This window comes from Streptomyces lacaronensis (assembly GCF_047337785.1).
Classification (GTDB): Bacteria; Actinomycetota; Actinomycetes; order Streptomycetales; family Streptomycetaceae; genus Streptomyces; species Streptomyces lycopersici.
The window spans coordinates 1,575,806-1,589,944 of sequence record NZ_JBLHDK010000003.1 but is presented as its reverse complement, the minus strand read 5'-3'; the positions used below and the strand labels follow the sequence as shown (position 1 = coordinate 1,589,944).

The 14,139-nt window shown below is 72.8% G+C and carries 2 protein-coding genes; both read left to right on the top strand.

The features are described from left to right. Positions 1-39: 39 nt before the first annotated feature. Positions 40-7,368 carry a type I polyketide synthase gene (locus ACMTAK_RS07110; protein WP_413805384.1) on the top strand — a complete coding sequence of 2,443 codons (7,329 nt, stop codon included), beginning with the start codon at positions 40-42 and terminating at the stop codon, positions 7,366-7,368. 41 nt (positions 7,369-7,409) lie between these two features. Next, the gene (locus ACMTAK_RS07105) at positions 7,410-14,099 is read left to right on the top strand and encodes an SDR family NAD(P)-dependent oxidoreductase (protein WP_413805383.1); all 6,690 of its coding nucleotides are present in this window, start codon (positions 7,410-7,412) and stop codon (positions 14,097-14,099) included. Positions 14,100-14,139: the final 40 nt, after the last annotated feature.

The following is a 14,139-nucleotide window of genomic DNA, read 5'->3' as shown; positions in this document are numbered from 1 at the left end:
CGAACACGCAGCCGTTCTCCGAATGCCATATGGGGTGCGATGGATAGCGACGAGCCCACCCGCACACCTCAGCACGCGGAGCCCATCGCCGTGGTGGGAATGGCCTGCCGCCTGCCGCACGCACCCAGCCCGTCGGCCTTCTGGCGGCTGCTGCGGGAGGGCGGGGACGCCATCACCGCCATGCCGGACGACCGCCGAGGGACCGGCGCCTCCGCCATTGATGGGCCCGCCGCTGATGGCTTCGCCACGGATGGCGCCGCTACGGATGGTCCCGCCACGGATGGCGCCGCCACCGACGGTTCCGTCAGCGACGGTTCAGACCGGTCGGCGCCGACCTGGTACGGCGGCTTCCTGGACCGCGTCGATACCTTCGACGCCTCCTTCTTCGGCATCTCGCCCCGCGAGGCGACGGCCATGGACCCGCAGCAGCGGCTGATGCTCGAACTCGCCTGGGAGGCGTTCGAGGACGCGGGAGTCCGGCCCGGAACGCTGAAGGACAGCCCGACCGGTGTGTTCGTCGGTGCCATCTGGGACGAGTACGCCGCCCTCCTGCGCCGGGACGCCACCGCGGCCACCCGGCACGCCATGACCGGTGTCCACCGCAGCATCATCGCCAACCGGGTCTCCTACGGCTACGGTCTGCGCGGCCCCAGCCTCACCGTCGACACCGCACAGTCCTCCTCGCTGGTGGCCGTGCACACCGCCTGCGAGAGCCTGCGCCGCCAGGAGTGCACCCTGGCCCTGGCCGGAGGCGTCAACCTCATCCTCACCGAGGACAGCATGGCGGCCGCCGCCGCCCAGTTCGGCGGACTCTCCCCGGACGGGCGCTGCCACACCTTCGACGCCCGCGCCAACGGCCTCGTGCGTGGCGAGGGCGGCGCGGCGGTCCTCCTCAAGCCACTCGCCGCGGCGGTACGCGACGGCGACCCGGTGTACTGCGTCATCCACGCGAGCGCCGTCAACAACGACGGCGCCACCGCCGGGCTGACGGCCCCCAGCCCGGCGGCCCAGGAGGACGTGGTGCGCACCGCCCACCGGCGGGCCGGAGTCTCACCCGACGAGGTCCAGTACGTCGAGCTGCACGGCACCGGAACCCCCGTCGGCGACCCCGTCGAGGCGGCGGCGCTCGGCGCCGCGCTCGGGACCGTACGGACGGACGGCACACCACTGCTCGTCGGCTCCGCCAAGACCAACGTGGGCCACCTCGAAGGCGCCGCGGGCATCGTCGGACTGCTCAAGACCGCCCTCGGCATCACCCATCGCCTGCTGCCGCCCAGCCTCCACTTCACCACCCCGAACCCGCGGATCCCGCTGGCCGAACTCGGACTGCGGGTCCAGGACCGGCTCGGCGAGTGGCCCCGTCCGGACCGGCCGCTGCTCGCCGGGGTCAGCTCCTTCGGCATGGGCGGCACCAACTGCCATCTCGTCCTCGGCGAAGCACCCGCGTCGGCGCCCGTGCCCGCCGACGACGGCCTCGTGCCTCCCGTGGTGGGCTGGCCGATCTCCGCGAAGACCCCCGCGGCGCTGTGCGCCCAGGCCGGGCGGCTGCGGGGCCATCTGGCGGACCACGACGGCCTCTCCCCGGCCGACGTCGGACACTCTCTGGCCACCACACGGACCGCGTTCGGGCACCGCGCCGTGATCCTCGGGGCGGGCGCCGACGAGCTGCTGAGCGGGCTGGACGCGCTGGCCAACGGCACGGAGGCCGCCGGAGTGGTGCGAGGCAGCACCACGGACGGCGGTCTCGCCGTCCTCTTCAGCGGCCAGGGCAGCCAGCGAGCGGCCATGGGCCGTGAACTGTACGCCGCCTATCCGGCCTTCGCGGCGGCGCTGGACGAGGTGTGCGACTGTCTGGACGGGCAGTTGGCAGAGCCGTCGCGCGAGGTGATGTTCGCCCAACCCCCGTCCCCGCGAGCGGCGTTGCTCGACCGCACCGCGTACACCCAGCCCGCGCTGTTCGCCATCGAGGTGGCCCTCTACCGGCTGGCCGAATCCTGGGGGCTCACCCCCGGCCATCTGATGGGCCACTCGGTCGGCGAGATCGCCGCGGCCCATGTGGCCGGTGTGCTCACCCTGCCCGACGCCTGCGCCCTGGTGGCCGCCCGCGGCCGGCTGATGCAGTCGATCACGGCGACGGGTGCGATGGCCGCGCTCCAGGCCGACCCGGACGAGGCCGCCGGACTGCTCGCCGGGCGGGAGGAGCGGCTGGACCTCGCCGCCGTCAACGGCCCGTCATCCGTGGTGATTTCGGGTGACCACGACGCCGTCCACGCGACGGCCGCCGCGTGGCGCGAGCGTGGCCGCAAGGCCCGGCTGCTGAAGGTCAGCCACGCCTTCCACTCGCCGCACATGGACTCCCTGCTCGACGAACTGCGCGCCGTCGCCTCCGGGCTGACCTTCTCCGCACCGGCCATCCCCCTCGTCTCCAATGTGACGGGACGGCTCGCCACCGCCTCGGAGCTCGCCGTACCGGACTACTGGGCCCGGCACGCCCGCCACGCGGTGCGCTTCATGGACGGTGTGCACACCCTCCTGGACGCCGGTGTCACCACCTTCCTCGAACTCGGGCCGGACGCCCCGCTCACGGCCATGACCCGCGAATGCCTCACGGCGCGGCCCGGACCGGCCCCCGGGCGGCCGCGCCCGGCCGCCGTGGCGGCGCTGCGCCGCGACCGCCCCGAGGTACGCACCTTCGCCGCCGCCATGGCCCAGGCGTATGTCCGCGGCGCCGAAGTGGCCTGGGACCGGGCCTGCGGCGGGCACACCCGGCAACGGGTCCCCCTGCCGACGTACGCCTTCCAGCGGGACCGCTACTGGCCCGGCGTCACACCCGGATCCACCGCGCGGGGCACTCACACCACCGGGACGGAGGCCGCCCCGGACCAGGCGGCGCCCGCAGGAGAGACGGCCGGGCCCGGCGACACGGGACCGGACCGGGACCCGCTGGAGGTCGTACGGACCCAAGTGGCCCTCGTCCTCGGACACTCCGAGCCGGACGCCATCGATCCCGGCCTGACCTTCAAGGAACTGGGCTTCGACTCGCTCGCGGCGACCGAGCTGAGTGAGCGGCTCGGCGTCGCCACCGGGCTGCCCCTGACCGCCACGCTCACCTTCGACCACCCCACGCCCCTGGCCGTCGCCGACCATCTGCGGGCTCACACCAGCCCTGCCACCGGACCATCGGCGCAAGCGGCCCCCGTACCGCGCGACGCCGACGAGCCGATCGCGGTGGTGGCCATGGGCTGCCGCTTCCCCGGCGGCGTCGACTCGCCCGAGGCGCTGTGGCGGCTGGTGGCCGAGGGCGTCGACGCGATCGGGGAGTTCCCCCGGGACCGCGGCTGGGACCTGGCCGGACTCTTCGACCCCGACCAGGACCGCCCCGGCACCAGCTACGCCCACGAGGGCGGCTTCCTCTACGACGCACCGGAATTCGACGCGGAGTTCTTCGGGATCAGCCCCCGGGAGGCGCTGGCCACCGACCCGCAGCAGCGGCTGCTGCTGGAAACCGCGTGGCAGACCTTCGAACGGGCGGGCATCCGCTCCACCGCCCTCCAGTCCAGCGCCACCGGGGTGTTCGTCGGAGTGATGCCCCAGGACTACGGCCCCCGGCTGCACGAGGCGCCCAAGGGGCTCGACGGCCATCTGCTCACCGGCGGCACCCCGAGCGTGGTGTCCGGCCGGGTGGCGTTCACCTTCGGCCTGGAGGGGTCCGCGGTGTCGGTGGACACGGCGTGTTCGTCGTCGCTCGTGGCCATCCATCTGGCGGTGCGGGCACTGCGGCAGGGCGAGTGCGCGCTGGCCCTGGCCGGAGGGGTGACGGTGATGGCCGCACCCGGCATGTTCACCGGCTTCTCCCGCCAGCGCGGCCTGGCCCCCGACGGGCGGTGCAAGCCCTTCGCGGCGGCCGCCGACGGCACCGGATGGGGCGAGGGCGTCGGCCTGCTGCTCCTGGAGCGGGTGTCCGACGCCCGGCGGAACGGCCACCGGGTGCTCGCTGTGATCCGGGGCTCGGCCGTCAACCAGGACGGCGCGTCCAACGGCCTGACCGCGCCCAACGGCCCCTCCCAGCAGCGGGTGATCCGCCAGGCCCTCGCCGACGCCCGGCTGTCCCCGGCCGAGGTGGACGCCGTCGAGGCGCACGGCACCGGGACCACCCTGGGGGACCCGATCGAGGCCCAGGCGTTGCTGGCCACCTACGGGCAGCAGCGGCCGGAAGAGCGGCCCCTGTGGCTGGGCTCGCTGAAGTCCAACATCGGCCACACCCAGGCCGCGGCCGGCGTGGCGGGCGTCATCAAGATGGTGATGGCCATGCGGCACGGCCTGCTGCCCGCCACCTTGCACATCGACGCGCCCAGCCCCCACGCCAACTGGGACAGTGGTGCGGTGCGGCTGCTGACCGAGCCGGTGGAGTGGCCGCGTGACGAACACCCCCGCCGCGCGGGCGTGTCCTCCTTCGGCATCAGCGGCACCAACGCACATCTGATCGTGGAGCAGGCCCCCGAACCCGAATCCGTCCCCAGCGGCCCGCGGACGGACGAGGACGACCGGCCGGTGCCCTGGGTGCTGTCCGCCCGCGGTGCCGAAGCCCTCCGGGGGCAGGCCCGGGAGTTGGCCGCCCACATGGCCGCCGACGACACACCGTCGCCCCGGGACGTGGGCTGGTCACTGATCACCACCCGGACGGAGTTCGACCATCGCGCGGTGGTGGTCGGCGGAAACGGCGATGAACTCACCGCCGCCCTTGAGGCGTTGGCGGCCGAAGAGACGCATCCGGGTGTGGTGGGCCCGGGTGCCACCCGCTCCGGCGCGGCAGTGGACGCGGACCCGGTGCTGGTGTTCCCCGGGCAGGGCTCGCAGTGGGCCGGGATGGGCGCCGAGCTGCTGGACGGCTCACCGGTGTTCGCCGCCCGGGTGGCGGAGTGCGAACGAGCGCTCGCGCCCCACGTCGACTGGTCGCTCACCGATGTGCTGCGGGGAGCCGAAGGCGCCGCCGAGCTGAGCCGGGTGGACGTGGTGCAGCCCGCGCTCTGGGCGGCGATGGTGTCCCTGGCCGCCGTATGGGTCGAGTACGGTGTGCGCCCCGCCGCCGTGGTGGGCCACAGCCAGGGTGAGATCGCGGCGGCCGTGGTGGCCGGAGCGCTGTCCCTGGAGGACGGTGCGAAGGTCGTGGCGCTGCGCAGTCGGGCCCTGCGGCGACTCGCCGGGGGCGGGGCCATGGCCTCGCTGGCACTGGGCGATGAGCGGGCCGAGGAGTTGCTGACCGGGCTCGGCGATCGGGCCGCCGCGGTCGTGGTGGCGGTGGTGAACGGGCCCGAGTCCACTGTGGTGTCCGGGCCGCCGGAGCAGGTGGCCACGGTGGTGGCCGCGTGTCAGGACGCGGGCGAGCGGGCGCGGCTGATTGAGGTGGACTACGCCTCCCACAGCCCCCAGGTCGATGAGATCGCCGAGGAACTCACCCAGCGCCTCAGGGGAGTTGATCCGGTCGAGGCGCCCGGAGCCTCCGGGGTGGTGTTCTACTCCACCGTGACCGGTGGCCGGACCGATGTATCCACGCTGGACACGGACTACTGGGTGCGGAATCTGCGGGAGCGGGTGCGGTTCGCCGATGCCGTCGAGGCGTTGCTGGAGGCTGGGCATCGGGTGTTCATCGAGGCCAGCACCCATCCCGTTCTCACCATGGCGATGCGGGAGAGCTTCGAGCACGCCGAGATCGGCGCCGCCGCGGTGCCCACCCTGCGGCGGGACCACGGGGACCTGGCCCAGCTGACGAAGTCGGTCGCGCAGGCGTTCATCGCCGGCGCCGAGGTGGACTGGTCGGCCGCCTTCCCGGCCGCCCCCACGCCCCGTACGGTCGATCTGCCCACGTACGCCTTCCAGCGTCGGCGCTACTGGCTGGACGCCCCCGGCGGGCCCGGCGGGAACCCCGGCGCCCTCGGCCTGGTGGCCGCGGACCATCCGCTGCTGGGCGCCGCGGTGCGGCTCGCCGACGGCAGCGGCCATGTGCTGACCGGACGTATCTCCCCGCAGACGCACGGCTGGCTCGCCGACCATGTGGTGGCGGGCGTGGCCCTGGTGCCCGGAGCCGCGCTGGTGGAGTGGGCGCTGCGGGCGGCCGACGAGGCAGGCTGTGGCGCGGTGGAGGAGCTCGCCCTGCGGCTGCCGCTGGTGATGCCGGCGACGGGCGGCCGGTGTGTCCAGGTGGTGGTGGGCCCGCACGCCGACGACGGACGCCGCGACATCGCGATCTACTCCCTCCCCGACGACCGCCTTCGCACGGGTGGCGACACCGACTGGATGTGCCACGCCATGGGCGTCCTCGGCCCCGCCGTACCGGAAAGCCGGTCGGGGGAGTTGCCCCGGACCTGGCCGCCGCCCGGAGCGCGGGCGGTGGACATCGACGGGTTCTACGAACGGATCGCCACATCCGGATACGTCTACGGAGCCGCGTTCCAGGGGCTGCGCGCGGTGTGGCGGGAGGGCGCGGATCTGCTGGCCGATGTGGAACTGCCCAAGGCCGCGGGAGAGAACGGTGGATTCGGTATCCACCCCGCCCTGCTGGACGCGGTGCTGCATCCGACGCTGCTGATGGACGCGACGGACCGGATGGCCCGGACCCAGGGGGAGGAGGACAAGGGCCGGATGTGGCTGCCGTTCACCATCGGCGGTGTGTCCCTGTGGGCGGCCGAGGCCACCGCCGTACGCGTCCGACTCACCCCCCGTCCGCAGGCCACCGAGGCCGAGGGCGAGCGTGAACTGCGGGTCGTCGTCGCGGACCCCGTGGGCGCCCCGGTGCTGACGATCGACGCGCTGGTGCTGCGTCAGGCCGACGCCGATCAGCTGCGGTCCCCGAACACCGGCCGAGTGGCGGCTGAGAGTGTCGGTGGCGGAAGCGTACGGCGGCGCGCCGCGGCGGCCGCCGCCGGAGCGTCGTCCGTCGACTGGGCCGCCCGGCTGGCACGGCTGTCGGCCGTGGAGCGGTATCGCACCCTCCTCGGCCTGGTGCGCGACCACGCCGCCACCGTGCTGGGGCACACCGATGCCGAGGCGGTGCACGCCGACGCCACCTTCAAGGAGCTGGGCTTCGAGTCCCTGACCGCCGTCGAACTGCGCGATCGCCTCGCGGCCGCCACGGGCCTGCGGCTGCCCGCGGCCCTGATCTTCAGACATCCGACCCCGGAAGGCATCGCCCACCATCTGGTGCGACGGCTGACCTCCGACGGTACCGACGCCACCCCCACCGCGACCGTCCCTCCGAGCACGCAATTGCCACGGCAGCCGACGGATGAAATGAGCGCGGCTCAGAGGCTGGAGTCCGCCTCCGCGGATCAGGTCCTTGAGTTTATTGACAACGAGCTTGGTGTGTCCTGAATGTGCCGGGCGCGACGATCGCTGAAGGCCGGGTGACCCTCATGGCGAACGAAGAGAAGCTGGTCGAGTACCTCAAGCGCGTTTCCGCCGATCTGCACGATACGCGTCTGCGCTTGCGCGAGGTGGAGGAGCGTTCCCATGAGCCGGTGGCCGTGGTCGGCATGGCCTGCCGCTTTCCCGGCGGGGTCACCTCCCCGGAGGAGCTGTGGGAACTGCTCGGCTCGGGCGTTGACGCGATCGGGGACTTCCCGACGGACCGTGGCTGGGACCTGGAGAACCTCTACCACCCCGATCCGGAGCACTACGGCACCAGCTGTGTCCGCCAGGGCGGATTCATCGAGGCGGACCGGTTCGACGCGGCATTCTTCGGCATCAGCCCCAGGGAAGCGCTCGCCATGGACCCGCAGCAGCGGCTGGTACTGGAGATGGCGTGGGAATCCCTGGAGCGGGCCGGTATCGACCCGATGTCGCTGAAGGGGACCCGCACCGGTGTCTACGCCGGTGTGTCCAGCCAGGACTATCTGTCCAGGGCCCCGCGCATCCCCGAGGGGTTCGAGGGCTACGCCACCACGGGCGGACTCACCAGTGTGATCTCGGGCCGGGTGGCCTACACCTTCGGTCTGGAGGGGCCGGCGGTGACGGTGGACACCGCATGCTCGGCCTCGCTCGTGGCCATGCATCTGGCGGTGCAGGCACTGCGGCTGGGGGAGTGCACCCTGGCCCTGGCGGGCGGTGTCACCTCGCTCGCCACCCCCATCATGTTCACCGAGTTCTCCCGGCAGCGCGCACTGGCCCCGGACGGCCGGTGCAAGTCCTTCGCCGCCGACGCGGACGGCACCGGCTTCTCCGAAGGCGTCGGGCTGGTGGTGCTGGAGCGGCTTTCGGAGGCCCGTCGCAACGGCCATCGGGTGCTGGCCGTGATCCGGGGCTCTGCCATCAACCAGGACGGTGCCAGCAACGGTCTCACCGCGCCCAACGACGTGGCCCAGGAGCGCGTCATCGGCCAGGCGCTGGCCAACGCCCGGCTGGAGCCGGGCGATGTGGACGCCCTCGAGGCACACGGCACCGGGACCAAACTCGGCGACCCGATCGAGGCCGAGGCCCTGATCGCCACCTATGGCCGGAACCGCCCCGCCGACCGGCCACTGCTGTTGGGCTCGCTGAAGTCCAACATCGGCCATACGCATGCGGCGGCGGGCGTGGCGGGCGTGATCAAGATGGTGATGGCACTCCGCCACCCCGGACTGCCCGCGAACCTGCATCTGGACCAACCGACCCCGCACGTGGAGTGGGAGGGCAGCGGGCTGCGGCTGCTGAATGAGCCGGTGGAGTGGCCCCGTCTGGAGCGGCCCCGCCGAGCGGCGGTGTCGTCGTTCGGCATCTCCGGCACGAACGCCCATCTGATCCTGGAGCAGGCTCCTGAGGAGGATGCGTCGGCGCCCTCCCCTGAGGAGCGCGGGGTGGTTCCGTGGGTGGTGTCGGGGCGGAGTGTGGAGGCGTTGCGGGGGCAGGCTGCGGTGTTGGCTGAGCGGGTGGGTGGTGTGTCCGAGCTTTCGTTGGTTGATGTGGGGTGGTCGTTGGTTTCGTCGCGGTCGGTGTTTGAGTATCGGGCGGTGGTGGTGGGTGGTGACCGGGTCGGGTTGTTGGCGGGTGTGGGGGCGTTGGCGGGGGGTGTGTCGCATCCGGGTGTGGTGGAGTCGGGTGCGTCGGTGCTGATGGGTGGTGTGGGTCCGGTGTTGGTGTTTCCGGGTCAGGGTTCGCAGTGGGTGGGGATGGGTGCGGAGCTGCTGGAGGCGTCCCCGGTGTTCGCGGCGCGGGTGGCGGAGTGTGAGCGGGCGTTGGCGCCGTATGTGGATTGGTCGCTTACCGATGTGCTGCGGGGAGCCGGGGGCGTCGATCTGGGGCGGGTGGATGTGGTGCAGCCGGTGTTGTGGGCGGTGATGGTGTCGTTGGCGGCGGTGTGGGCGGGGTATGGGGTGTGTCCTGCGGCGGTGGTGGGTCATAGCCAGGGTGAGATCGCGGCGGCTGTGGTCGCGGGGGTGCTGTCGTTGGAGGACGGTGCGAAGGTCGTGGCGTTGCGGAGTAGGGCGTTGCGGCGGCTGGCCGGTGGTGGGGCGATGGCGTCGCTGGGGGTGGGTCGGGAGCGGGCGGGGCGGCTGCTGTCCGACTTGGGAGATCAAGCCGCTGGTGTGGGTGTGGCGGCTGTGAATGGGCCTTCGTCGACGGTGGTTTCGGGTCCGCCGGGGCAGGTGGCCGGTGTCGTGGTCGCGTGTCAGGGGGCGGGGGAGCGGGCGCGGCTGATTGAGGTGGACTATGCCTCGCATGGCCCTCAGGTGGAGGAGATCCGTGAGGAGTTGAACGAGGTCCTTGCTGGTGTCCGCCCGGTTGTCGGTGGGGCGGATGAGGTGGCGTTTTATTCGACGGTGACGGGGGGCCGGGTCGATGCGGCTGGCCTGGGTACGGACTATTGGGTGCGGAATCTGCGGGAGCGGGTGCGGTTCGCCGACGCCGTCGAGGCTCTGCTGTCGGATGGGTATCGGGTGTTCATCGAGTCCAGTACTCACCCGGTGCTGATCCTCGGTATGCAGGAGTCCTTTGAGGAGGCGGGTGTGGACGCGGTCGCCGTGCCGACCTTGCGTCGCGACCATGGTGGTCAGGCTCAGCTTCTCCATTCTCTCGGTCAGGCGTTCATCGCCGGGGTTGAGGTGGATTGGAGGGCGGCGTTTCCGGCCGACCCCACCCCTCGTACCGTCGATCTGCCCACGTACGCCTTCCAGCACCAGCGCTATTGGCTCGACGGCCTCAGTGGCCGGGGCGCCGATCCCGCCGACCTCGGGCTCGTCGCCGCGGGCCATCCGCTGCTGAGCGCCGCCGTGGAACTCGCCGACGGCCAGGGCCATTTGCTGACGGGACGCCTCTCGGCGCAGTCCCATGGCTGGCTCGCCGACCATGTCGTGGCGGGCGCGGTCCTGGTTCCCGGGACGGCCTTGGTCGAGTGGGCGTTGCGGGCCGCCGACGAGGTCGGCTGCGGTGGGGTGGAGGAGCTGGCGCTCCAGGTACCGCTCGTGCTGCCGTCCAGCGGTGGGGTGCGCCTGCAAGTGGTGGTCGGTGGGCCGGGCGCCGACGGCCGACGTGATGTGCGGATGTACTCGCACGACGGCGCCGACACGGCGGCCGGGTGGGTGTGCCATGCGGAGGGCGTGTTGAGCCCGCCTCCCGACGGCTCCACGCCACAGGAGGAGTTGGGCGGGGTATGGCCACCGGCGGGTGCGAAGCCGATCGACCCCGCGGACTTCTACGCACAGATCGCGGCATCGGGGTATGCGTACGGCCCCGCTTTCCAGGGGCTGCGCGCCGTGTGGCGGGACGGTGCGGATCTGCTGGCCGAGGTGGCGTTGCCCGAGGCCGCGGGGGAGCGGACGGGGTTCGGTATCCACCCGGCGCTGCTCGACGCGGCCCTGCATCCCGTCTTGCTGACCGATGGGTCACCGAGTGACGCCGGGTCGGCCGATGGCCGGGTGTGGCTGCCGTTCACCTGGAACGGGGTGTCGCTGTGGGCGGCCGGGGCGAGCACGGTACGGGTACGGATCTCTCCGTATGAGCCGAGCGCGGAGCGGGAACGTACGCTGCGGGTGACCGTGGCGGACGCCCTGGGCGCCCCGGTGCTGAGCGCCGACGCGGTGGTGCTGCGTTCCGCCGACGCCGATCAGCTCCATACGGCCCACCGGCCGGGCGTGGACGGGCTGTTCGTCATGGACTGGGCCCCCTTGCCGGTCCCCGCGCCGCCCAACGGCGACGGGCGGTCCGCGCATCACTCGGCCGATGAGACCGACTGGGCGATCCTGGGGCCCGAGGACCGGGCTCCGGCCGGATCCGCCGCCGTATGCCATCCGGATCCGCAGGCGTTGATCAGCACGCTCGACGCGGGCGCCCCCGCCCCCGCCGTCGTCCTTGCCCTGGAGCCCGCCGAGGCGGTCCATGCCCGGGATGGCGGGATGGCGGCCGACGGGCTGGCCTCGGCGGAGCGGGTCCTGGAGCTTTTGCAGAGCTGGCTGGCCGAGCCGCGCCTGGCCGAGGCCCGGTTGGTGGTGGTGACCCGTGGGGCCGTCGCGACCGGTGACCCGGTTGGCGTTGACCTCATGGCCGAGAGCGTGGATGTGGCGGGCGCCGCGGTCTGGGGTCTGGTGCGCAGTGCGCAGGCCGAGAACCCGGGTCGTTTTCTGTTGCTCGATCTCGACCCTCAGGAGGAGGTGTCCGCCGACCTCGTGACCGACGCCGTGGCACGCGCCATCGACATGGACGAGTCGCAGCTGGCCCTGCGCGCGGGGCGGGCGCTGATGCCCCGGCTGGTACGCGCCGCGCCGAGCGCGGGCCTGGCGGCCCCGATGGGGCAGTCCGCGTGGCGGCTCGGGCTCGACGGCGCCGGGACGGTGGACAGCGTACGGCCGGTGGCGTGCCCGGAGGCGCTGGAGCCTCTGCGGGAGGGCCAGGTGCGCATCGATGTCCATGCGGCGGGTGTCAACTTCCGTGATGCGCTGATGGTGTTGGGGATGTATCCCGGTGACGCGGTGTTCGGTGGCAGCGAGGGCGCCGGTGTGGTGCGGGAGGTTGGCCCCGGCGTGACCGGACTCGCCGTGGACGACCGGGTGATGGGCCTGTTCGAGGGCGCGTTCGGCCCGCTGGCCGTGGCGGACGCCCGTACGGTCGTACCCATCCCCGAAGGCTGGACCTTCCGGCAGGCGGCCGCGGCCCCCGTCGTGTTTCTCACCGCCTGGTACGGGCTCGTGGAGCTGGGCGGTCTCCAGGCGGGCGAGCGCGTCCTGATCCATGCCGCGACCGGTGGTGTGGGGACGGCCGCGGTGCGGATCGCCCGGCATCTCGGCGCGGAGGTCTACGCGACGGCGAGCCCGGCGAAGCACGGTGTGCTGGAGGAGATGGGCATCGACCAGGCTCACCGGGCCTCGTCACGCGATCCGGACTTCGAGGAGGCGTTCCGTGAGGCCACCGGTGGCCGTGGCGTCGATGTGGTGCTCAACAGCCTCGCCGGTGAGTTCGTGGACGCCTCGCTCCGTCTCCTCCGTGAGGGCGGGCGGTTGCTGGAGATGGGCAAGACCGACATCCGCGACCCGGAGCTGATCGCGGCCGAGCACCCCGGGGTGATGTATCGGGTCTACGACCTGATCGCCGACGCCGGTCCGGACCGTATCGGCGAAATGCTGGGCGAACTGGGCGAGTTGTTCGCCTCCGGTGTGCTCGAACCGCCCCCGGTACGGGCGTGGCCGCTCAGCCGGGCGCGTGAGGCGTTGCGGTGTCTCAGTCAGGCCAGGCACACCGGCAAGCTGGTCCTGGACGTCCCCGCCCCGGTGGAGCCGGACGGTACCGTGCTCATCACTGGTGGCACCGGCACCCTCGGCGCACGCGTCGCCGAGCACCTCGTCCGTAGCCGGAACATCCGCCATCTGCTGCTGGTGAGCCGCAGCGGCCCGGACGCGCCCGGGGCGAAGGAGCTGGTGGCCCGGCTCGCGGACCTGGGGGCCGACGTACGCATCGCCGCCTGCGACATCGGCGATGCCGCCCAGGTGGCGGAAGTCCTCGGGGGCGTCGATCCGGCGCACCCGCTGACCGGTGTCGTGCACGCGGCGGGGGCGCTGGACGACGCGATGCTTCCCTCGCAGGATCCGAAGCGGCTGGCGCGGGCCTGGGCGGCGAAGGCCGCGGCGGCGGCCCATCTGCACACCGCCACCGCGCATCTGCGGCTGGGCATGTTCGTCCTGTTCTCCTCCTTCGCCTCCGATCTCGGTACGCCCGGCCAGGCCAACTACGCTTCCGCCAACGCCTTTTGCGACGCCCTGGCCGCTCGCCGCCAGGCGGCCGGGCTTCCCGGGCTGTCGGTGGCCTGGGGACTCTGGGCGGCCACCAGCGGCCTGACCGCACGGCTGGCCGACGCCGATCTGGCCCGGATGGCCCGCCTGGGCATCAAGGCCAACAGCACCGCGGAGGGGCTGGCGCTGCTGGACGCGGCCTGCCACCACGGACATCCGCATCTGCTGGCGCTCCATCTGGACACCGGCTCCCTCGCCGCTCAGGCCCCCGGCACCCTCCCCACCCCCCTGAGGGCGCTCGCCACCGTCGGTGGCGGCGGGCGGGCCCGGCCCACGGCGGCCGCCGGTGGACCGAACACCGACTGGGCGGGCCGGCTCACGGGGCTGCCGCCCGCCGAACAGCACCGGCTGCTGCTCAACCTGGTGCGCACCCAGGCGGCCACGGTCCTGGGCCATGCCGATCCCGGTGTGGTGCAGCCGGACGCGTCGTTCAAGGACCTCGGCTTCGACTCTCTGACCGCCGTGGAGCTGCGCAACCGGCTGGCCGCGGCCACCGGACTGCGGCTGCCCGCGGCGCTCGTCTTCGACCACCCGGAGGCGGCGGCGCTGGCCGAGCACCTGCGCCGGGAGCTCTCCCCGGACGGTGAGCCGGGTGCTCCGGGGCCAGAGGCAGCCCAGCCCCACCCCGTCCTCAATGAGCTGGTCAGGCTGGAGAACAGCCTGTCGGCCGTCGGCGTCGAGGACGTGGACTCCGGGGCGGTCACCGTCCGGCTGGAGACCTTGCTGTCCAAGTGGAAGGCGATGTGCTCGTCGGCGCGGGCGGACGACGGCAACGCCGTGGAGCGGTTGCAGGTGGCGACCGCCGATCAGGTTCTGGAATTCATCGACAACGAACTTGGCCTGTCATGAACAACGTGGCGCGCCCTTCGCTGAAGGCCGGGTGATCCTC